Origin of the sequence: Clostridium sp. AUH-JLR23, from assembly GCF_964238065.1 — a bacterium.
GTDB lineage: Bacteria > Bacillota_I > Bacilli_A > Erysipelotrichales > Coprobacillaceae > Allocoprobacillus > Allocoprobacillus merdigallinarum.
Genome location: NZ_CAXSKY010000005.1, coordinates 15,367 through 36,943, shown reverse-complemented (window position 1 = coordinate 36,943; position 21,577 = coordinate 15,367). Strand labels below are relative to the sequence as shown.

Annotated in this window: 21 protein-coding genes and 2 tRNA genes; 21 read left to right on the top strand and 2 right to left on the bottom strand. The window is 33.2% G+C overall.

Translation table 11 applies throughout. The features are described 5' to 3' along the window. Positions 1 to 235: 235 nt before the first annotated feature. Both ACESR5_RS03690 and ACESR5_RS03685 read right to left on the bottom strand, forming a co-directional pair. Positions 236 to 309 (bottom strand) — tRNA-Gly (locus tag ACESR5_RS03690). A 6-nt stretch (positions 310 to 315) separates the two neighbouring features. Then, a tRNA-His gene (locus tag ACESR5_RS03685) sits at positions 316 to 392 on the bottom strand. Between the two features lie 213 nt (positions 393 to 605). Here ACESR5_RS03685 and ACESR5_RS03680 point away from each other — a divergent pair. The 21 genes from ACESR5_RS03680 (at position 606) to ACESR5_RS03580 (ending at position 21,554) form a co-directional block, all read left to right on the top strand. Next, positions 606 to 911: a hypothetical protein gene (locus tag ACESR5_RS03680; protein WP_373154286.1), complete on the top strand. Its 306-nt coding sequence runs from the start codon at positions 606 to 608 to the stop codon at positions 909 to 911. Between the two features lie 72 nt (positions 912 to 983). Continuing rightward, on the top strand, positions 984 to 2,003 hold the full coding sequence (locus ACESR5_RS03675; RefSeq protein WP_373154284.1) for a KamA family radical SAM protein: 1,020 nt from the start codon (positions 984 to 986) through the stop codon (positions 2,001 to 2,003). Between the two features lie 199 nt (positions 2,004 to 2,202). Next, positions 2,203 to 3,117 (top strand): zinc ribbon domain-containing protein, encoded by a 915-nt coding sequence (locus tag ACESR5_RS03670; protein ID WP_168082734.1) that lies wholly within the window; start codon positions 2,203 to 2,205, stop codon positions 3,115 to 3,117. Positions 3,118 to 3,326: 209 nt separating this feature from the next. Beyond that, on the top strand, positions 3,327 to 4,169 hold the full coding sequence (gene dapF, locus ACESR5_RS03665; RefSeq protein WP_206080683.1) for a diaminopimelate epimerase: 843 nt from the start codon (positions 3,327 to 3,329) through the stop codon (positions 4,167 to 4,169). Then, the gene (gene dapD, locus ACESR5_RS03660) at positions 4,162 to 4,866 is read left to right on the top strand and encodes a 2,3,4,5-tetrahydropyridine-2,6-dicarboxylate N-acetyltransferase (RefSeq protein ID WP_373154283.1); all 705 of its coding nucleotides are present in this window, start codon (positions 4,162 to 4,164) and stop codon (positions 4,864 to 4,866) included. The genes dapF and dapD overlap by 8 nt, the downstream gene beginning before the upstream one ends. Before the next feature lie 9 nt (positions 4,867 to 4,875). Next, complete coding sequence (locus tag ACESR5_RS03655; protein WP_087303972.1) at positions 4,876 to 5,997, top strand: M20 family metallopeptidase; 1,122 nt, start codon at positions 4,876 to 4,878, stop codon at positions 5,995 to 5,997. 3 nt (positions 5,998 to 6,000) lie between these two features. Beyond that, positions 6,001 to 7,182, top strand: a complete 1,182-nt coding sequence (locus tag ACESR5_RS03650) for an aspartate aminotransferase family protein (RefSeq protein ID WP_289527354.1) — start codon at positions 6,001 to 6,003, stop codon at positions 7,180 to 7,182. 59 nt (positions 7,183 to 7,241) lie between these two features. Then, positions 7,242 to 9,269 carry a cysteine peptidase family C39 domain-containing protein gene (locus ACESR5_RS03645; RefSeq protein ID WP_373154280.1) on the top strand — a complete coding sequence of 676 codons (2,028 nt, stop codon included), beginning with the start codon at positions 7,242 to 7,244 and terminating at the stop codon, positions 9,267 to 9,269. 11 nt (positions 9,270 to 9,280) lie between these two features. Further along, on the top strand, positions 9,281 to 9,742 hold the full coding sequence (gene ybeY / locus ACESR5_RS03640) for an rRNA maturation RNase YbeY (protein WP_087244593.1): 462 nt from the start codon (positions 9,281 to 9,283) through the stop codon (positions 9,740 to 9,742). 3 nt (positions 9,743 to 9,745) lie between these two features. Then, entirely contained in the window at positions 9,746 to 10,141 is a 396-nt protein-coding gene (gene cdd, locus ACESR5_RS03635) for a cytidine deaminase (protein WP_087244592.1), read from the top strand. Next, complete coding sequence (gene era, locus ACESR5_RS03630) at positions 10,138 to 11,034, top strand: GTPase Era (RefSeq protein ID WP_087296738.1); 897 nt, start codon at positions 10,138 to 10,140, stop codon at positions 11,032 to 11,034. Before cdd ends, era begins: the two co-directional genes overlap by 4 nt. Then, positions 11,012 to 11,752, top strand: a complete 741-nt coding sequence (gene recO, locus ACESR5_RS03625; protein WP_224759474.1) for a DNA repair protein RecO — start codon at positions 11,012 to 11,014, stop codon at positions 11,750 to 11,752. The genes era and recO overlap by 23 nt, the downstream gene beginning before the upstream one ends. A 71-nt stretch (positions 11,753 to 11,823) precedes the next feature. Beyond that, positions 11,824 to 13,638: a YgiQ family radical SAM protein gene (locus ACESR5_RS03620; protein ID WP_289527360.1), complete on the top strand. Its 1,815-nt coding sequence runs from the start codon at positions 11,824 to 11,826 to the stop codon at positions 13,636 to 13,638. Position 13,639: 1 nt separating this feature from the next. Continuing rightward, positions 13,640 to 14,554, top strand: a complete 915-nt coding sequence (locus tag ACESR5_RS03615; protein WP_087244589.1) for an alpha/beta fold hydrolase — start codon at positions 13,640 to 13,642, stop codon at positions 14,552 to 14,554. Positions 14,555 to 14,691: 137 nt separating this feature from the next. Continuing rightward, positions 14,692 to 16,062, top strand: coding sequence for a glycine--tRNA ligase (locus ACESR5_RS03610; protein WP_087296740.1), 1,371 nt, complete (start codon positions 14,692 to 14,694; stop codon positions 16,060 to 16,062). Between the two features lie 15 nt (positions 16,063 to 16,077). Next, positions 16,078 to 17,820 (top strand): DNA primase, encoded by a 1,743-nt coding sequence (dnaG, locus tag ACESR5_RS03605; RefSeq protein WP_373154278.1) that lies wholly within the window; start codon positions 16,078 to 16,080, stop codon positions 17,818 to 17,820. Positions 17,821 to 17,840: 20 nt separating this feature from the next. Next, entirely contained in the window at positions 17,841 to 19,109 is a 1,269-nt protein-coding gene (gene rpoD, locus ACESR5_RS03600) for an RNA polymerase sigma factor RpoD (protein WP_373154276.1), read from the top strand. 1 nt (position 19,110) lies between these two features. Continuing rightward, on the top strand, positions 19,111 to 19,794 hold the full coding sequence (locus ACESR5_RS03595; protein ID WP_087244585.1) for a class I SAM-dependent methyltransferase: 684 nt from the start codon (positions 19,111 to 19,113) through the stop codon (positions 19,792 to 19,794). After that, positions 19,784 to 20,527, top strand: a complete 744-nt coding sequence (locus ACESR5_RS03590; RefSeq protein WP_191340650.1) for a Nif3-like dinuclear metal center hexameric protein — start codon at positions 19,784 to 19,786, stop codon at positions 20,525 to 20,527. Before ACESR5_RS03595 ends, ACESR5_RS03590 begins: the two co-directional genes overlap by 11 nt. Before the next feature lie 16 nt (positions 20,528 to 20,543). After that, entirely contained in the window at positions 20,544 to 20,987 is a 444-nt protein-coding gene (locus ACESR5_RS03585; RefSeq protein ID WP_343286325.1) for an 8-oxo-dGTP diphosphatase, read from the top strand. Positions 20,988 to 20,996: 9 nt separating this feature from the next. Continuing rightward, on the top strand, positions 20,997 to 21,554 hold the full coding sequence (locus ACESR5_RS03580; RefSeq protein WP_373154273.1) for a DUF4375 domain-containing protein: 558 nt from the start codon (positions 20,997 to 20,999) through the stop codon (positions 21,552 to 21,554). Positions 21,555 to 21,577: the final 23 nt, after the last annotated feature.

The window sequence follows — 21,577 nt, the reverse complement described above, 5'->3', positions numbered from 1 at the left end:
AAATATTTCAAAGTATAAAATATTGGTATATCCTCAGTGATAAACACTTCAATCCATGGATATCTATTTCATTCTGTAAGATAATGAATTTGAACATTTTCCAGTATTCTTTTTATACGTGATTATATAAAAAAAGTGTGTTAACATCAAGAAATCTAAAAAAAACAATGAAATAAGATTGATTATCATAAAAATAAAAAACTCCCTATTTTCATAAGGAGTTTAACTTTACATATGGAGCGGGTGATGGGAATCGAACCCACGTAGTCAGCTTGGAAGGCTGAAGTTCTACCATTGAACTACACCCGCATACTCTGGGGCGGTCGATGGGAATCGAACCCACGAAATGCCGGAGCCACAATCCGGTGCGTTAACCACTTCGCCACGACCGCCATATCGGTATACCTCGATTAGGCAAATACGATTATATAAGATTTTCAATCATTTGTAAAGTCCTTTTTTTATTTTTTATAAATAATCTATAATATATGTAAAATTTATATTTGTATGTCTTTAATCTGGAATATCATTATTTACATAAAATTAACATGATATCCACAGCGTGGTCTTATCTTTTTTTTAAATTTGTAGTAGGGAGGGATATTATGAATTTGAAAATTTATCAGAAATTTATAAGAATCATGTTTATCATTGCAGGAATATTCATAATTATTTTAAGTGCTATTCAAGCAACAGGAAATTTTGAGTTTTATGATGGACTAGTTCAATGGATTGTCTATATTTTATTAGCAATGTTTATCGTTATTTTGATATCGTTGTTTTTGTTTTGGCGCTGTCCATATTGTGGAGCGATGTTAGGACGTATGACTTTCTTTGAGTCTGAACTCTATTGTCAATGTTGTGGACAACAGATTATTAAAGAAGAAAAGAACAAAAATTGTTCAAATTGAAGAAATATTTTCTCTTAAAATAATTGTATACGCTTTCTTTTTGTTGAGATTGTTATAGAAGGAAATGATAAAATGACTTGGCAAGAAGAACTTAAAAAGAGTATAACAAATATAGATCAATTAGCAGAAATTCTTCATTTATCAAATGAACAAAAAGAACAATATAAAGCTGTGATTGAACGTTTTCCAATGATGATTACACCTTATTATCTATCCCTTGTAGATACGAACAATCCCCATGATCCGATTGGCAAAATGTGTATTCCTTCTTTAGATGAATTTAATCAGGAAGGTTCTTTTGATACGAGTGGTGAAGCAACAAATACCAAAATGGAAGGTCTTCAACATAAGTATCAGCAGACAATTCTTTTGCTTTCAACGAATCAATGTGCAATGTATTGTCGTCATTGTTTTAGAAAACGTATGGTTGGATATTCTGAAAAGGAATTAAATAAGCGTGTTGATGAAGCTGTGGATTATGTGAAAACACATCATGAAGTCACAAATGTTCTGATTTCAGGTGGTGATGCTTTTATGAATCCAAATCATATTATTCAGCGTTATCTTGAGGAATTGACAGCAATAGCTCATTTAGATTTTATTCGCTTTGGAACACGTGTTCCTGTGACATTTCCACAGCGTATATATGATGATGAGGAATTATTAGATTTATTAACGAAGTATACATCAAAGAAAATGATTTATGTGGTCACACAGTTTAATCACCCACGAGAAATAACACCTCAAGCTGTACGTGCTATTTCAGAATTACAGAAACGTGGTATACAGGTCCGTAATCAGACTGTTTTAATGCGTGGTGTCAATGATCAGGGAAAAGTCTTAGGAGAATTACTGTCAGGATTGACACGCATTGGTGTGATTCCTTATTATATTTTTCAATGTCGACCTGTCACAGGAGTCAAAGGTCATTTTCAGGTGCCTATTTGTGAAGGTATTCGTATTGTGGATGAAGCAAAAGCTTATCAGAATGGATTTGGTAAGGCTGTGCGTTATGTGATGAGTCATCCATTAGGAAAGATAGAGATTATTGGTGAATTGAATCCACAGGAAGTGATTTTTAAATTCCATTAAAATAAATATGCTGATGACAATGCTAGAATTTTTATAAGAAAGCTTTCTGAAACGGATACTTGGCTTGATGATGAACTACAAGGATTCTAAGATTGACAAACAATGAAGTTTGTCGATTTTTTGTTTTTTTGATAAATCATTGTCTATCATAAATGAGATATGATACAATAAAGTATATAAGGGAAAGGAGACATTATTTATGAAAAAGGTATTGAGAGGATTGTCGATGTTGCTGGCTGTTATAGTTTTGACAGGCTGCATGAAAATGAATGTCAATCTGGAAATTAATGCTGATAAGAGCATGACAGGTTCTATGCAGTTATTGATGGAAGAGTCGATGCTGACTGCAGCTGGTATGACAAAAGAAGATATGGTGAGTCAGATGACAGAAGAATTACAGGCATCTGAAGGCATGGAAAATGCGAAAATTACAGGTATTGAAGAAAATATTGATAATGCGACATGGGTTGGTGTTCAGGTTGATGGATTGAATGCAACAGCTGAAGAAATGCAGGCTTCCATCACTGAAGAAACGGTAGATGGAAAAGATTGCCTTGTTTTACGCTTGCCACTAGATGATTTGAAACAGCAGATGGATACAGAATCAGCAGCAATGGCTGGATATTCCGTTGATAAACTTAAAAATTTAGGTATTGAAATGACAATGACTATTAAAATGCCAGGTAATGCAACATCTAATGTAGGAACTGTTGATGGACAGAATGTCACAATTGATCTTTTGGATTTATCAGCCAATGGAAGTAATGTTGATGAGTTGGTGATCTCATCACCAAAATCAGTAGGTATGGATATGACATTTGTTTATATTGGTATCGCTGTTTTGGCTATCATTGTTGTGATTGCGATTATTTTGAAAAATAAAAAGAAAACTGATTCAAATATTTCTCATGATCAAATCGAAGAACATGCAACACCTCAACAAGAAGAAACAAAAGATGAAAATGTAGAGTCACAGTCAAAAGAAGATGAGCCTGTTTCTGAAGAAACAGCTGATGTTCATGAAGAAACACAGCCAGCTCAACAAGAAACATCAACAATAGATAATAACGAAAACACAGAAACAGAAGATCATTCAGATGAAAATAACGGCTAAGGCCGTTATTTTTACATGTTTTAATAAGACATATGATAGTGAATGATCATTAAAAGAAGAATAACAATTAATATAGATAAAGTCTGATTGATTTTTTTGAACATGTATTTCATAGGTTCACCTTTTTTAATATATGCAATTCTATCAAAAGACTTTTCATTATATTAAAAAAATGTTAATATATTTCAAAAAGATGGGGTGAGAAAATAATGAAATTTACAAAAATGGAAGGTCTAGGAAATGATTATATTTATGTTGATGGAATTCATCAGCAGGTTCCAATGACACCAGATTTTATTTCTCATATCAGTGATCGACATTTTGGCATTGGCAGTGATGGGATGATAGTGATTTTACCTTCACAGCATTACGACTTTAAGATGCGTATGTTTAATCGAGACGGTAGCGAGGGAAAGATGTGTGGAAATGGTATTCGCTGTTTCGCTAAGTTTGTTTATGATCATGCGTTGACTGATAAAACTTATCTGGAGATTGAAACATTAGGTGGTCTTAAAAAGGTATGGCTTCATGTTGACAATGGGCAGGTTCAATCTGTAAAAGTCGATATGGGAGAGCCTATTTTAGATGTTTTACAGATACCTTGTCTTTTTTCAAAAGAACAGATGGTGAATGAACCATTAAAGATAGCTGGTCACATTTATGATTGTACAGCAGTTTCTATGGGAAATCCCCATGTCGTCACATATGTGGATCATCTTGATTTTGCGATTGAAGATATTGGTCCATGTTTTGAAAAGAATGATATGTTTCCTGAGTCTGTGAATACAGAATTTGTTCAGGTGATTGACCGTCAGCATTTGAAAATGCGTGTCTGGGAAAGAGGTTCAGGGGAAACGATGGCATGTGGCACAGGTGCCTGTGCAGTGATGTATGCAAGTTATATGAACGATTTGTGTGATGACAAAGTACAGGTTGAATTGCTGGGAGGAACTTTGGATATTTGTTTTGAAGATGGTCATATATTTATGGAAGGACCGGCTAAAACTGTTTTTGAAGGAATAATCAATGAGGAGGATTTTAAAAATGTATAGTACAGCACAAGAAATTATTCAATATATTAGAGATGCTAAGAAACAGACACCTGTAAAGGTTTATGTTAATGGGCATGATTTACCAGTAGATGAATCTATTAAAGTGTTTGGAACAGAAACAAGTCGTGTTTTGATTGGTGATTTGGATAATGTTCAAAAATATTTAGAAGCTCATCAAGATCAAATTACAGAAACTTATTTAGAACAAGATCGTCGTAATAGTGCTATACCTATGTTAGATATGCGAAATATTAATGCACGTATTGAACCTGGAGCATTTATTCGTGAAAATGTGACAATTGAAGATAATGCCGTGATTATGATGGGGGCTGTCATTAATATTGGTGCTAAAATTGGTGAAGGTTCAATGATTGACATGGGAGCTGTCTTAGGTGGTCGTGCTGAAGTTGGAAAACACTGCCATGTTGGAGCTGGAGCAGTCTTAGCAGGAGTTATTGAACCACCTAGTGCCAAACCCGTTGTTTTGGAAGATGATGTTTTAATTGGTGCGAATGCAGTTGTTGTAGAAGGTGTTCGTATTGGTAAAGGTGCTGTTGTTGGAGCTGGAAGTATTGTCTTGAATGATGTGCCAGCTGGAGCTGTTGTTGCAGGAAATCCAGCACGTATCATTAAAGAAGAAAAAACAGATGAAACAAAAGAAAAGACACAGTTAATGGATGATTTAAGAAAAATTTAAGGTGAGATTATGGAAGATGTCAAACGCTGGAGAAGAGATTTACATCAGATTCCCGAATTAGGTTTAAAAGAATATCAGACGGCAGAGTATTTACGTCATGAATTAGAACAGATGGGATATCATTGGGAAAGTATTATCGAAACAGGAACGCTTGTTTATATTGATTATGGTTGTCAGTCAACTTTGGCTTTTCGTAGTGATATTGATGGTTTGCCTATTCATGAAAAAAATCAGGTGGATTATGTTTCAAAACATCCAGGCTGTATGCATGCCTGTGGTCATGATGGACATATGAGTGCCTTATTAGGTTTTGCGAAACGTTTAAAAGAAATCAAAGAACCATTGAACTATAATATTCTTTTGTTGTTTCAGCCTGCTGAAGAATCACCAGGCGCAGCACGTCTGGTTGTAGAATCGGGTGTCTTAGAAAAATATCATGTGAAAGCTATTTTTGGAATGCATTTAATGCCAATGATTGAAGAAGGTAAAATTGCCTGTAAAAGTGGACCGTTAATGGCTATGTGTGGTGAAATGGATGTGACCATTCATGGACAAGGAGCACATGCAGGATTACCGCAGGAAGGTATTGACAGTATCATGATTGCTAACCATGCCTATATGCAATATCAGACAATGATTTCCAGACATATTTCACCGTTTTCACCAGTTATTTTCAATATTGGGGAAATACATGGTGGAACAGCACGTAATAGTGTCGCTACACAAACTTGTATGCATGGAACATTACGCTGTTATGATGAATCTCTTTTTCATAAAATGACACAGGAAATACAAGCTATTCATGATGGTTTAATGAAAAGTTATAACTGTCAGATTGAATGGAGTTGTCCACCTATGTATCCACCAGTGATGAATCATCAATCATTGTATCAACAATTGAAAGCATGTGTGGATCCATCGACATATATTGAATTGGATGAACCATTGATGTTAGCTGAAGACTTTGCTTTTTATCAAAAAGCAATTCCTGGGGTGTTCTTTTTTGTAGGTACAAAATGTCAGGAATATCAAAGTGGATTACATACAGAAACGTTTGATTTTCATGAAGAAGTTTTAGAAACGGCAGTTGATTTATATGAGAAATTGGCTAGAAATATAAAGGGGGTATAAATTGTGGAAGATTGGTATACAAGAGGGGAAAATGCTTTTTTAAAAGCTTATGGTCGTTATGATGTTGTTTTAGAAAAAGGTGAAGGTGTTTATTTATATGATACAAATGGACGTCGATATCTAGATTTTTATGCAGGTATTGGGGTCAATTCATTAGGATATCATTATCCTGCCTATGTTGAAGCTATGCAAAAACAGATGGCAACATTAACACATGTATCAAATTATTTTTATACACCAATTGCTGTAGAAGCAGCTGAAGCTGTCAAAAAAGCAACACAGTTAGAAGCCGTCTTTTTCTGTAATTCAGGAACAGAAGCAACAGAAGGCGCTTTAAAACTGGCTAGAAAATATTATTATTTAAAACATGGTAAAGCAGATAGTGAGATTATATCATTTCATCATTCTTTTCATGGACGTTCAACAGGTTCTGTCAAATTAACAGGGAATCCAGCTTATCAAAAAGCCTTTGGACCACTCATTGATGGTGTCTGTTATGCCACATTAAATGATATTGAAAGTGTCAAAAGTCTCATTAATGAACGTACTGCAGCTATTATTGTGGAACCTGTTCAAGGTGAAGGTGGTGTTTATCCTTGTGATAAAGCCTTCATGCAAGATTTAAGAGCTTTATGTAATGAACATGATATTTGTCTGATTTTAGATGAAGTTCAATGTGGTATGGGACGAACAGGAACAATCATGACTTATTTCCAATATGATATTTTACCTGATATTGTGTGTCTGGCAAAAGGAATTGGCTGTGGAATCCCAGTTGGTGCGTTTGTGGCTAATAAAAAATGGGCACAAGCTATGGAACCAGGAGATCATGGAAGTACATATGGTGGTAATCCATTTGCTTGTATGGCAGTCAAAACAGTTTTTGATATCTTAGAAAAAGATCAGATTCTACCACATGTTCAGAAAGTTTCACAGTATCTCATTCAACGTTTAGATGAAGTTGTTGAACAGTTTGATTGCGTGATAGAACGTCGTGGACTTGGTTTGATGCAAGGATTAGTATTGAATCAAGAAGCGAAAAGTGTTGTGAAAGCATTGTTAAATGACGGTGTTATTGTTGTAACAGCTGGCAGCAATGTGATTCGTATGTTACCGCCATTGATTATCACACCACAACATGTTGATGAATTTATTGAGAAATTGAAAAAAATTTTAAAAAAATGATCATAAAAAAAAGAAAAACCCCTTACTTTTTGCGTATATAGAAGTAAGGGGGTTTTTCTATGCATAAATATCCAATTGAAATACAAGATGAAGAAAAGTCATGTGGAGCTTATTGTATTGATATGATTTTAAAATATTATCATTTTTATGATGAAATCAAAAATATAAAGAAAAAAGCCAGATTAAATCAAAATGGAATCTCTATAAGAGGTATGATTGAATGTTTAAAAAGTTATCAGATTGAAGCCAAAGCCTATGAAGCTACTTTAGAAGATATTGTTAGAGAAGTGAAGTGTCCATGTATTTTATATATGATTTATGATGGAATAGGACATTTTGTTGTGTTATATGAGATCAAAGATGAAGAGTATATCATTGGTGATCCAGCAAAAGGATTAGTCAAAATGTACATAGAAGAGATGAATGAACATTATGGGCAAAGAGTCATTGTGATTAAACATGTGGGACGTGTTCCTCAGCTTCATTATAAAAGTTATAGACAATTTTTAAAAGATACCTTTTTTGCTTATCAGCGTTATATGATTTCTTTAATATGGAAAGGTCTGTGGATTGCGGTTATTGGTTATGGTAGCAGTTATTTTTTTCAGATTCTGATTGATTATATTCATTTGAAAACTGCCTTTTTCTATATGGCCATATTAGCGATGGCTTATACAACCTTAGAATGCATACGTACATATATGACACAATTAAAAATGAAAGAAATGATTCATCTCCAAAAGGCTATGGATGAAGATTATGTTTTTCAGTCACTTATGAATATGTTGAAACAGTCACATTCATTTTTTTATCAGGATCATGGTGTGATTCAAAGTCAATTATTAAGTCTTTTTGATTTGACAGAAATGAGTCTGGAGTGTTTTGAGAAATTCTTTTTAGATGGTTTATTCTTTGTTGTTTTATTTGTGGGTATGTGTTTATTGAATATCTGGTTAGCCTTGATTGTAGCAGTGACTTTTATAGTCATATGTGTCATCAGTTATTTTCGATTAAAAGATTTTCAAAGCATAAATAAAAATTATTTAGAAGCACATTATCTTTTTAGACATCATGTGTTAGAACTGATTGATAATCATTCTTTAATTCGCTATTTTCATTTGTTTCAAAGACAACGTGAAAGAAGTTATCATGTGTATTTAGATGAAGCTTTATTAAAAGAAAGACAAGCCTTATTTTTAAATCAATTTCAGTCTTTAATTCAATATTTGATTGTTTTATGTTATGGTATTGTTTTATTGGTAGGATTTTATCTTTTTCATCTTCAACATATTACAATGGGACAGTTGATCATGTTTTATATGCTGGTTTCTTATTGCATTCAGCCGGTTTTAAATATGGTTGCTTTAGCCAGTCAGTATAAACAGGTCAGTTTGATTTATGATAAGTATAAGAATTTTGAAGTTGATTTAGAGGAGACAAAATGTACTCTTGATCAACCGATTACATCTATTCGTTATGATGATGTCACTTATGCTTATGGTTATCAGTTACCAGTTTTAGAACATATTGATTTAAATATCCAACATCATCTGTGGATTAAAGGTATTACAGGTAGTGGAAAAACAACCCTTTTAAAGTTATTATTAGCAGAAGACTTAGCATATCAGGGTGATATTTATATCAATGATTTAGAATTGAGGCAGATTGATTTGGCTTCTTTATATGAACATATTGGATATTTAAATGAAACGCCAACATTTTTACATATGACACTTCAAGATAATTTTCTATGTCAGGATGAAAAGAAAATACAATTCTATTTAAAAACATTTGGACAGGAAAGTTTAAATGATATGATGCATATTGTCTTGTCAGAAAATGGATATCCACTATCCCTTGGACAAAGACAGGTTGTCGCATTGATTCGCATGTTGTGTCGTGACTGGGATGTGCTGATTTTAGATGAGGCTTTTTCACATATGGATACACGTTTAGCAAATAAAATTTTACGTTATCTGATGAAAAATGATGAAGGAAAAATTTATATTATGATTAACCATCAAACAAAGATAGTGAACAAGAATATGGAATGTGTTATAATTGAAAAAGGAAAAATAAAGAAATAAAGGGTGAGAAGATGAATATTGATTTTGTATATGAAGATGAAAAGCATTTATGTCAGGAAGATTATGAAGCTGTTTTTCGAAAAATTATTGAAACAACATTACAGACATTGCAGATTGATGATGATGTAGAATTATCATGTGTGATTGTTGATGATGAACAGATTCATCAGATGAATCGTGATTATCGTCATATTGATCGTGCAACAGATGTGATCAGTTTTGCATTAGAAGATAATGAACAATATTATGTGGCCGGTATGCCAAGAAGCTTAGGGGATATATTCATTTCATATGAACATGCCTGTCAGCAGGCACAGGAATATGGACATTCATTAAAACGTGAAATGTGCTTTTTAATGACACATGGACTATTACATTTGCTTGGTTATGACCATATGAATGAAGATGATGAAAAAGAAATGTTAGCTTTACAAAAAGATATTTTAAATCAGTTAGGAATAGAAAGAGGTTAGAATATGGATTATCAAGAACTTGTTGATGAAGCATTCAAAGCTTCGCAAAATGCATATGTTCCTTATTCTCATTTTCGTGTGGGGGCCTGTTTATTGTTGAAAAATGGACAAAAAATTTATGGCACAAATATTGAAAATGCGGCTTATGGTTCAACAATGTGTGCTGAACGTAATGCTGTGTTTCAGGCTTATTGTCAAGGCTATCGCCAGGATGATATTGCAGCACTAGCCATTGTTGGTGACTGTTCACCACTTATTTCACCATGTGGAGCCTGCCGTCAGGTTTTGGCTGAATTGTTAGATCCCCTTACACCTATTATTTTAGGAAGTAAAGATTATTATGAAGTCACAAATATGCAGGAGTTATTACCTCGTGCATTTACAGGAGAGAGTTTATGACATTTAAATCAGGATTTGTAAGTATTGTTGGACGCCCTAATGTTGGAAAATCAACATTATTGAATCATATTTTAAAAACAAAATTAGCGATTACATCATCAACCGCGCAAACGACACGTAATACGATTCAAGGTATTTATACAGATGATGAAGCGCAGATTATTTTTATGGATACACCAGGGATTCATAAACCACAGGATGGTTTAGGATCTTTTATGAATACCAATGCTTTAAATAGCATTTATGGTGTGGATATTGTCTTATTGCTTGCGCCAGCGAATGAAAAGATTGGTCGAGGAGATCGTTTTATTGTCAGTCGTTTAAAGGAAGCAGATGGACCTGTTTATCTTCTTTTAAATAAGATTGATTTGTTGTCAAAAGATGAATTAATTCAAAAGTTAAATGAATGGAAAGAAATGTTTGATTTTAAAGAAATTATTCCTATTAGTGCTTTAAATGGGGATAATGTTGAACATCTCATGGATACAATCAAAAATGATTTAAAAGAAGGGGTTATGTATTATCCTAAAGATCATATTACTGATCATCCAGAACGTTTTATTATGGCAGAATTTATTCGTGAAAAGATTTTATATTTTACTCATGAAGAAGTGCCTCATAGTGTTGCGATTGTGATTGAAAGTATGACTGAAGATGAAGATGGTGTTCATGTCATGGCGGCGATTGTTGTGGATCGTCCAAGTCAAAAAGCTATTATTATTGGTAAACAGGGAAGTATGATTAAAAAGATTAAACAAAATGCCAGACGTGAAATGAAACGTTTTTTACAAACTCCAGTTACATTAGAACTTTTTGTGAAAGTAGAAAAGAATTGGCGTAATAAACAAAAGTATTTAAGAGAGTTTGGTTATGATGAAAATGACTATTCATGAGGAAGTTGTTGAAGCTGTTATTTTAAAGAAAACACCGTATAAAGAAAATGATATGATTTTACATATTTATAGTCATGAATATGGGAAAATGAGTGTGATGGCACGTGGGATTCGTAAAATGACAAGCAAGAATGCCCGTGGGTGTCAAGAAATGATGTTAAGTGAATTGACGATTGCCTTAAAAAAAGGAATGAGTACATTGATTAAGGCTACACCACTTGATTATTTTAGGCACATTGAAGAAAATTTGGAAAGTGAGATTGTTGGACAGTATATTTTAGAATATTTCTATCGCTATGTTGAAGATAATCAACCTTTAGAAAAAGAATATAGAATGTTATATGAAGCTTTACATGCTTTGGATTTGGGATATCCACCATTGCTTGTTTATCTGCTTTTTAATGTCTTTATTTTAGAACATAATGGGGTATCTTTAGATGTTGATGGCTGTGTTTTGTGTGGTTCACCTCAAGTTGTTTCTATTTCATTGGAAGATGGAGGATTTTTATGTTCAAAACACATAGGACATCATCAGCCCTATTCTCAGGATATTTTAAAAGCTTTTCGACATATTCATAAGATTCCTATAACCGCTATTGATCATTTACATATTTCTTCATCAGCCATTCAGGTATTAGTGCCTTTAATGGAATCGTTGATTGAAGAATATACGGGAATTCAGTTGAAAACATCACGTTTTATTCATCAAATTGTGTAGAAATTCTACACAATTTTATTTTTCTTCAAAACAAATTAGTGTATAATATGAGCATATAAAGGGGAAATGTTATGGGACAATTTTTACCAACAACAAAAGAAGAAATGTTAGAAAGAGGATGGCAACAGCCTGATTTTGTCTATATTAGTGGAGATGCCTATGTTGATCATCCATCATTTGGTGCAGCGATTATTACACGTACTTTAGAAAGTCGTGGTTTTAAAGTGTGTTTTTTAGCACAACCAGATTGGCGTCGTTTGGATGATTTTCAGCGTTTTGGCAAACCACGTCTTGGCTTTTTGATTTCTAGTGGTAATATTGATTCAATGGTGAATCATTATAGTGTATCCAAGAAAAGACGAAAAAAAGACAGTTATTCTAATAATGGAGAAATGGGTCATCGACCTGATCGTGCAGTGATTGTTTATAGTCAAAAAGTGCGTGAAGCTTATCATGATGCAACCATTTTGATTGGTGGTATTGAAGCCAGTCTAAGACGTTTGGCTCATTATGATTATTGGGATGATAAAGTCAGAAAATCTATTTTAATTGATGCGAATGCAGATTTATTGATGTATGGAATGGGAGAAAACAGCATTATTGAGATTGCTGAAGCATTGGATGCAGGACTTGACGTGCATGATTTGACTTATTTAGATGGAACAGTTTTTAAAACAAAGGATTTATCTATGGTTCCAGATGATCATATCATGTTACCATCGTTTTTTGATATGACTCATGATAAAAAAGAATATGCCAAATCATTCGGTATTCAATATCGTAATACTGATCATTATAATGCCAAAACATTGGTTGAACCATATGAGGGATTTTATGTCGTACAAAATCGCCCTAATCGCCCATTAACGCAGATGGAGTTTGATGATACATATGCTTTGCCTTATCAAAGAACGTATCATCCAAGCTATGATTATATTCCAGCGATTGAAGAAGTGCGTTTTTCACTTATCAGTAATCGTGGCTGTTTTGGGGCCTGTAATTTCTGTGCTTTAAACTTTCATCAGGGACGTATCATTCAATCACGTTCTCATGAGTCGTTAGTTGAAGAAGCTAAGAAAATTATCCAGGATCCAGATTTTAAGGGTTATATTCATGATGTTGGAGGACCAACAGCGAATTTTAGATTTCCTAGCTGTGAAAAACAAACGACACATGGAGCCTGTCCGACCAGACAGTGTTTATGGCCAAAACCATGTCGTCAATTAAGAGTCGATCATAGTGATTATTTGGCTTTACTTAAAAAACTAAGAAGTTTAGAAGGTGTTAAAAAAGTCTTTGTTCGTTCGGGTATTCGCTATGATTATTTAATGTATGATCAGGATGATACATTTTTTAAAGAACTGATTCAACATCATATCAGTGGTCAATTAAAGGTTGCTCCTGAGCATATCAGTAATCAGGTTCTCGATAAAATGGGAAAACCTCATCGTGAACTGTATGAAAAGTTTGTGGATAAGTATAAACGACTCAATAAAGAGATGAACAAAAATCAGTATCTTGTTCCTTATTTGATGTCATCGCATCCAGGTAGTGATTTAAACAGTGCTATTGAATTGGCTGAATATTTAAGAGATATCCATCATCAGCCAGAACAGGTTCAGGATTTTTATCCAACTCCTGGAACTTTATCAACAGCTATGTATTATACAGAGTTAGATCCACGAGATTTGACACCTGTTTATGTTGCGAAAACACCAAAAGAGAAAGCAATGCAACGTGCTTTGATGCAATATCGTCGTCCACAAAATTATCATCTTGTCTATGAAGCTTTAACATTAGCAAAAAGAACAGATTTAATTGGTTTTCAAAAGAAATGTTTAATTAAACCAAAAGGTCAAAAACGTCCACTACGAAGGGGGTCATGATATGAAACGTACTGCTTTCTTTACATCATCCATGCATATCAATATTCGTTATCATGTTTATGAGCCTCAAGTTGTGATTCGTGTAAAAGGCATTGTGCAGATTCATCATGGCTTAGGAGAACATGCTGGACGTTATGAGCATTTTGCTTCTTTTCTAGCAAGTCAAGGCTTTGTGGTGGTAGTGAGTGATTTTGCTGGTCATGGACGTTCTTTAATTGATTTTGAACAGGGATATTTTGGAGAACATGATGGGCCTATGCATCTGATTGAAGATATGCATCATTTGCAGATGATTATTCGTGAAAAGTATCCTGATTCACCTTATTTCATGCTGGGAGTTGATTTAGGCTCTATTTTGATACGTAAGTATATGACTGTTTTTGGTGACTTTATTGAAGGAGCTTTATTACTGGGAACACCTTCAAAAGTTGATTTCTTCTATTTGAAACGTATTTATTTACGTTTATTAAAGATGTGGAAGGGACCACTTCATAAAGCACAACAATATTCTCGCTATCTTCGTCATCGTTTAAATAAAAGAATTCGCATGACAAGTGATATGGACTGGTTAACGAGTGATGAGGATGAAAGACAACGTTTTCTGGATGATCCTATGTCACATTTTGCATATACTGTTCAGGGATATCGAGATATTATTCATATGATACAGGAAGTCAATACTGAAAAAACAATCATGAGTATTCCTTCGTTTTTATCAATATATATTGGTATTGGTGAAAATGATCCTATGTGTCCTCATATTCAAAAACTTATTGAAAAATATAAAAAAATACCGCTTCAGGATCTGACATTTGAAATCTTTTCAGGGCAACGACATGCCTTGTTGTTTGAAAAAGATAAAAAGTTGGTTTATAAGAGTATACTGAAATGGCTAAATGAAAGGACATATTTATAAAGTACACTCATTGTTGGTTGACAAATGACTACTATAAGGGTATAAATACGAAGTAAATATATAAATAAAAGACTTGGCTTGTGCTAGGTCTTTGCTATTTTATATAGGTATAAACATAAATAAAAAGGGGTATAAATATGGCAAACAAAGATATGGATAAATTAATTGCTCATGCAAAAAATTCAGGATTTGTTTATCAGGGTTCTGAAATTTATGATGGGCTTGCAAACACTTGGGATTATGGTCCTTTAGGTGTGGAAATGAAAAATAATATTAAGAAATTATGGTGGAAACGTTTTATTCAGGAATCACCATATAATGTTGGATTAGATTCAGCAATTTTTATGAATCCACGTGTCTGGGAAGCTAGTGGGCATGTTGGTGGATTCAGTGATCCATTGATTGACTGTAAACATTGTAAAACAAGACATCGTGCTGATAAATTGATTGAAGATTATGATCCAAATATTCATAGTGATGGTTGGGCACCAGAAAAAATGATGGAATTTATTAGAGAACATCATATTCAATGTCCAAACTGTGGAAGTGAAGACTTTACAGATATTCGTGAGTTTGAATTGATGTTTAAAACATATATGGGTGTTGTCAAAGATGCCAAAAGTGTTGTTTATTTAAGACCTGAAACGGCTCAGGGAATTTTTGTGAATTTTAAAAACATTCAAAGAACATCACGTAAAAAAGTTCCATTTGGAATTGGTCAGATTGGGAAATCTTTTAGAAATGAAATTACACCAGGTAATTTTATCTTTAGAACAAGAGAGTTTGAACAGATGGAATTAGAATTCTTTACAAAGCCAGATACAGATTTAGAATGGTTTGATTATTGGAAAAATCAATGTATGCAATTTTTATTGGACTTAGGATTAAGTGCAGATAATTTAAGATTTAGAGATCATGAAAAAGAAGAATTATCATTCTATTCTAAGGCAACGAGTGATATTGAATATCTTTATCCATTTGGATGGGGTGAATTATGGGGTATTGCTGATCGTACAGATTATGACTTAGGTAGACATCAGGAATATTCTAAGAAAAATCTAGAGTATTTAGATCCTGAAACGAATCAAAAATACTTACCATATGTTATTGAACCATCAGTAGGGGCAGATCGTTTATTCTTATCTGTTTTAGCTGATGCTTATGAGGAAGAACAGTTGGAAAAAGAAACACGTCTTGTGATGCATTTCCATCCAGCTGTGGCACCTGTAAAAGCAGCTATTTTACCACTTACAAAAAAACAAAGTGATAAAGCTATGGAAGTTTATCAGTTGTTAGCTAAGGAATTTAATGTGGAATACGATGTTGCTGGACAGATTGGAAAACGTTATCGTCGTCAGGATGCAATAGGAACACCATATTGTATAACTGTTGACTTTGACAGTGAAAATGATCAGTCTGTCACATTAAGAGATCGAGATACAATGGAGCAGGTTCGTTTACCAATTCATGAACTTGTAGATTATCTTACAAAAAAGATTCGTTTTTAATAAAGGAGGGCATATATGGCACGTCTATCACAGGAAAAGATAAATGAAATCAGGCAGAGCGTTGATATTGTTGATGTGATTGGCGAGTATCTTCCTTTGGAGAAGAAAGGAAGAAATTACATAGCATTATGCCCTTTTCATGATGATAAACATCCTTCAATGTCTGTTTCGCCTGATAAGCAAATTTTTATGTGTTTTGTGTGTGGTACGGGAGGCAATGTTTTTACATTTTTACAGAAATATTTAAAAATATCATACATAGAAGCTGTTAAAAAAGTTGCCGAAATAGGTCATATTGATTTAAGTGAATATCATTTAGATGTCGTTTCATCACCGATTTCTAAAGAAAATGCTTCACTTTATCAAATGCACGAAGAAGCACAGAAAATTTATAGTTACTATCTCAATACAAAATTGGGACTGGAAGCAAAAGCTTATTTAACGAAACGTCATTTTTCTGATGAATTGATTAAAGAATTTCAAATTGGCTATGCACCTTTGCAGTCAACTTTATATCAGGCATTTGAAAAATTGGGCTTTCAGGAAATAGATATGGTCAAGTCTGGGCTGATTGTAGAATCATATCAGCATTTTGACCGTTTCCAAGATCGTATTATGTTTCCATTGTATAATCAGCAAGGACAGGTTGTTGGATTTAGTGGACGTATTTATAAACCAACACAAACTGACAGCAAGTATATCAATTCTCCTGAATCTGATATTTTTATCAAAGGACAGACGCTTTATCATTACCATCAATGTAAAGAAGCGGTTAAAGAAGCTGGATTTATATACTTACTGGAAGGATTTATGGATGTCATAGCGATGTATAAAGCAGGTATTGAAAATACAGTCGCTATTATGGGAACAGCTCTGACAAAGGGACATATTCAGGCTTTACGTCGTCTGACACATCATGTTCATTTGTGTTTGGATGGTGATCAGGCTGGGCAAACAGCTATGAGTAAAGCTGCCAGAGAATTGGAGGAAGCTGGTTTTCAGGTATCCATTATTGTTTTACCTGATAATCATGATCCTGATGAAATCTATGAAGAACATGGTAAAGAAGGATTACAGGAAGCCCTTAAAAAGACATTGAAACCGATTGAATTTTTAATGAATTTTGAGTATCAGAAAATAGATTCTCAAAATTATGATGATCGTAAAAATTATTTAGAGAAAATGTGTTATGAAATTGCTAAAATTCATGATCCTATTGATCAGGATTATTACATTCAGGTTTTATCGAAACAGTCAGGTTTTTCTTATGATCTGATTCATCAGCAGATCAATGGGATGAAACCTCAATTTCATCAAGAAACAAGAGTCTCGCAAAAGAAAATAACACATTTAAAGGATAAATATCAGCAAGCTGAACATGATTTGTTATTTTATATGTTAAATCATAAAAGTGTCGCTTTGAAATATGAAGCAAAAGCAGGTTTTATGTACAATGATCAATATCGTATCATTGCTTCTTATATTATTGACTACTATCGTCATCATAATCAATTAGAAATTGCAGATTTGATAAATAGTATACAAAAAGAAGATTTGATACAAACTGTGGTAGAGATTGCACAATCTCCTTTGCCTCAAGAATATGAAGAAAAAGCGATAGATGATTATATAGAAACCATAGGAAATCATGCAAAGAAAATGAAAAAAGAACAGTTATTAGAACAATTTCGTTATATATTAGATCCTCAACAAAAGGCACAGATTTTAAATGAGATTGTTAAATTAGGAGGTCAATAAAAAGTAATATGAAAAAGGATATGAAAAAGAAAGCAACACCAGTGACATTGGATGATTTGAAGAATTTAATCAAAGAAACAGCTGAAGCTATGGGTGGTAAATTATCTCAAGATGATTTAGATGCCTTTTTAACAAAGTATGACTTAGATGATGAATCAGCTGAAGAATTATTATCTTTTATTACGGATAATGATATTTTAATTGAAGATGGATTTGATGCTTTAGATGATATTGATGATGATCAGTTAATGAGTGGTATGGCAAGTGATTTGGATGATCTTGAAGCATTAGAAACATTGGATGATTTGGATAATTTAGATGATTTAGATTCAGATATTGACAATGATGTTGCTGATTTAGACTTTGGTGGCGATTTTGACATGTTAACAGGAGATACTGTTAATATGTACAGCAATGAGGAAGAAGATGATTCTAATCAGCTTGGAAGCAATGTAAAAATTAATGATCCAGTGAAAATGTATTTAAAAGAAATTGGACGTGTTGAATTATTAAGTCATGACGAAGAAATTTCTCTTGCGAAAAGAATATTAGACGGTGATGAAGAAGCTAAAAAGAAATTGGCAGCTGCTAACTTACGTCTTGTTGTATCTATCGCAAAAAGATATGTTGGTAGAGGAATGTTATTCCTTGATTTGATTCAAGAAGGAAATATGGGGCTTATCAAAGCTGTTGAAAAATTTGATTATACAAAAGGATTTAAGTTTTCTACATATGCAACATGGTGGATTAGACAAGCTATTACACGTGCTATTGCAGATCAGGCCAGAACAATTCGTATTCCAGTTCATATGGTTGAAACGATCAATAAATTAACAAGAGTTCAAAGACAATTGATCCAAGAATTAGGACGTGAACCTTCAGCAGAAGAAATTTCTGAAAAGATGGATGGCATGACACCAGAAAAAGTACGTGAAATTCAAAAGATATCTTTAGAACCTGTATCATTAGAAACGCCAATTGGTGAAGAAGATGATTCACATTTAGGAGATTTCATTGAAGATGAAGGGGCAATGTCACCAGATGATTATGCTGCGAATGAATTATTAAAAGATGAATTAAATGAAGTTTTATTAGAATTAACAGATCGTGAAGAAAAAGTTTTACGTTTACGTTTTGGTCTTGATGATGGTCGTACGAGAACACTTGAGGAAGTTGGTAAAGAATTTAATGTCACACGTGAACGTATCCGTCAGATTGAAGCCAAAGCTTTAAGAAAATTAAAACATCCATCACGTTCAAAACGTTTAAAGGATTTCTTAGATCGTTAATATGAAACTATCAAAAAGATTACAGGCCATTGCGGACTTGATTATCAAATATAAACATGGAGAAAGTCTTGGAGATATAGGAACTGATCATGCTTACTTACCTTGTTATTTAGTGAATGAAAATGTCATTCAAAAGGCTTATGCCTGTGATATAGCGAAGGGACCTATCCAAGCATCTATAGAAACGATTGGGAGTTATCATTTAGAGAATAAAGTCATACCACTGCTTGGCAGTGGTATTCATCCACTTTTAGATCAACAAGTCGATATGATTAGTATTTGTGGTATGGGTGGTAAGTTAATTGTGGATATATTAGATGAATTTCCTGAATATATCCAAGATCAACGATTATTTTTACAGGCTAATGTAGGTTTAGAAGTTTTACGTGAGTATCTTTATTTACATCAGATAGAAATTATTGATGAAGATATTGTGAAAGATGCACATCATATTTATGAAATTATGGTTTGTCAGAAAACATCAAAACAACTTTCTTATCAGGAAGAAGATATTTATTTTGGACCTTATTTAAGACAAAAGAAAAATACTTTATTTTATGAAAAATGGAGAAGACAATTACATATTTATCAAAATATATTGACTTCTTTAGAGGAAAACCATCCTCGTTATCAGGAAGTTTTACATATGATTGAAATGATAGAAGGTGAGCTCAATGAAGGCTAAAGAGATTATTGCAGTTATGGAAAAGCATTTTCCTCTTTCTTTACAGGAAGAATGGGATAAATGTGGATTACAGATTGGTCAGATTGAAACAGAAGTTTCTAAGATAATGATTGCGTTAAATGCTGATTTACAGACTATTGATGAAGCCATTAGGAATCAATGTCAGATGTTAATTACACATCATCCATTTTTATTAGATCCCATTGTGAATATTGATCAGGATGATTTTATGGGCGCATTTATTTTTAAAGCTATTGAACATCATATCGTTGTTTATAGCTCACATACGGCTTTAGATAATGTGGCAATGAATGAATGGCTCATGGAAGCATTAGGTGTTCATGATATCGAACGTGGTGAAGATGGAATCACACGTATAGCCACTTTGAATCATCCTATGACAATGGATGATTTTCTTGACCATGTACAGACAACTTATCATTTAAAGCATTTTCAATATGCTGGACATGCTGATATGGTTCGTAAGGTTGCGATATGTGGGGGAAGTGGAGCAGATTTTATGTCACAGTTCTATGGAAAAGCAGATGCCTATTTAACTGGAGATACCAAATATCGTCATGCGAAAAATGCAGTTGACCATCATATGTTATTGGTTGATATTCATCATCATGCAGAAAACATTATGGTGAGAAAATTAAAAGAATTATTAGAAAAGGAAGTGAATGTAGAGATAATAGAAGGAAGTTCTCCAGATTATTATCACTACCGATAATATGATTTTGACAACCATGTGTTATATTCAAAAGGATCATCAGACACTTATGCTCCATCGCATAAAAAAAGAAAATGACATCAATGGTGGAAAATGGATTGGTGTTGGTGGTAAATTTGAAGAGGGTGAAAGTGCTGAAGAATGCATGAGACGAGAAATCTATGAAGAAACAGGTTTAACAGCTTTAAAACTTCAACTTCATGGATTTGTTGTTTTTCCTAAACTTTACCACGGTCAGGATGAAGGGATGTTTGTTTATACATGCTGGGATTTTAGTGGTGAAATTCATGAATGTGATGAAGGTATTTTACAATGGATCGACAATGATCAGATTTCATCTTTACCTATGTGGGAAGGTGATTATCATTTCTTTGAATGGATTCAAGATTCAAAATTTCATAGTGCAAAGATTGTTTATGAAAATGATCAGTTAATAGATTATCAGGAAAGTTGCTATTAAGGTTTAAAAATGAAGAAAATTGTAATTGGATTGATTGCTGCTTTCTTTTTTATCATTGCTTATTTTTATTTGTCAAGTCAAAAAATTTCACCATTAGAAAAAGAAATAGCAACAGATATTTTTCATGGAATTCAAGAATCAAAAGAACCATTAGAAGATATTTTCAATCAGAATATGACTGAAGAATCGGTAGATCAAGTCTGGTTAAGAATATCTGAATTTTGTGATTATGGCTATGATTTGGATCGGTTAAATGAATATCAAAGGAATTTTTGGCTGGTGTTTCATTTTCTTGGAGAAACAGGGAGTGGTGGTATTGAACAATTTTTTTATAATGGTTATGAATTTGTTGAATCTACACTTCATACTTTACAAACTTTAAAGTTGAATGATAGTTATCAATACTTAAAGAATGCCCATGAGATTGTAGAAAGGTATAGTGATCCAAAAATGTCTGAGCAGTTAAATAAAATAGATGAGTACTACTACAATGATGTAGAAGAAGAATGTTATCATTTTCTTATTCAATATCTTCAAGAATATAAAGATGAATTTATAGAAAAATGAATTGATGAAATAACAATTTGAAT

Excerpts from the sequence above, each read along its gene's own strand:
- ACESR5_RS03680 (WP_373154286.1), top strand. The coding sequence starts at position 606 with ATGAATTTGAAAATTTATCAGAAATTTATAAGAATCATGTTTATCATT.
- ACESR5_RS03675 (WP_373154284.1), top strand. The coding sequence starts at position 984 with ATGACTTGGCAAGAAGAACTTAAAAAGAGTATAACAAATATAGATCAA.
- ACESR5_RS03670 (WP_168082734.1), top strand. The coding sequence starts at position 2,203 with ATGAAAAAGGTATTGAGAGGATTGTCGATGTTGCTGGCTGTTATAGTT.
- dapF (WP_206080683.1), top strand. The coding sequence starts at position 3,327 with ATGAAATTTACAAAAATGGAAGGTCTAGGAAATGATTATATTTATGTT.
- dapD (WP_373154283.1), top strand. The coding sequence starts at position 4,162 with ATGTATAGTACAGCACAAGAAATTATTCAATATATTAGAGATGCTAAG.
- ACESR5_RS03655 (WP_087303972.1), top strand. The coding sequence starts at position 4,876 with ATGGAAGATGTCAAACGCTGGAGAAGAGATTTACATCAGATTCCCGAA.
- ACESR5_RS03645 (WP_373154280.1), top strand. The coding sequence starts at position 7,242 with ATGCATAAATATCCAATTGAAATACAAGATGAAGAAAAGTCATGTGGA.
- ybeY (WP_087244593.1), top strand. The coding sequence starts at position 9,281 with ATGAATATTGATTTTGTATATGAAGATGAAAAGCATTTATGTCAGGAA.
- cdd (WP_087244592.1), top strand. The coding sequence starts at position 9,746 with ATGGATTATCAAGAACTTGTTGATGAAGCATTCAAAGCTTCGCAAAAT.
- era (WP_087296738.1), top strand. The coding sequence starts at position 10,138 with ATGACATTTAAATCAGGATTTGTAAGTATTGTTGGACGCCCTAATGTT.
- recO (WP_224759474.1), top strand. The coding sequence starts at position 11,012 with ATGATGAAAATGACTATTCATGAGGAAGTTGTTGAAGCTGTTATTTTA.
- ACESR5_RS03620 (WP_289527360.1), top strand. The coding sequence starts at position 11,824 with ATGGGACAATTTTTACCAACAACAAAAGAAGAAATGTTAGAAAGAGGA.
- ACESR5_RS03615 (WP_087244589.1), top strand. The coding sequence starts at position 13,640 with ATGAAACGTACTGCTTTCTTTACATCATCCATGCATATCAATATTCGT.
- ACESR5_RS03610 (WP_087296740.1), top strand. The coding sequence starts at position 14,692 with ATGGCAAACAAAGATATGGATAAATTAATTGCTCATGCAAAAAATTCA.
- dnaG (WP_373154278.1), top strand. The coding sequence starts at position 16,078 with ATGGCACGTCTATCACAGGAAAAGATAAATGAAATCAGGCAGAGCGTT.
- rpoD (WP_373154276.1), top strand. The coding sequence starts at position 17,841 with ATGAAAAAGAAAGCAACACCAGTGACATTGGATGATTTGAAGAATTTA.
- ACESR5_RS03595 (WP_087244585.1), top strand. The coding sequence starts at position 19,111 with ATGAAACTATCAAAAAGATTACAGGCCATTGCGGACTTGATTATCAAA.
- ACESR5_RS03590 (WP_191340650.1), top strand. The coding sequence starts at position 19,784 with ATGAAGGCTAAAGAGATTATTGCAGTTATGGAAAAGCATTTTCCTCTT.
- ACESR5_RS03585 (WP_343286325.1), top strand. The coding sequence starts at position 20,544 with ATGTGTTATATTCAAAAGGATCATCAGACACTTATGCTCCATCGCATA.
- ACESR5_RS03580 (WP_373154273.1), top strand. The coding sequence starts at position 20,997 with ATGAAGAAAATTGTAATTGGATTGATTGCTGCTTTCTTTTTTATCATT.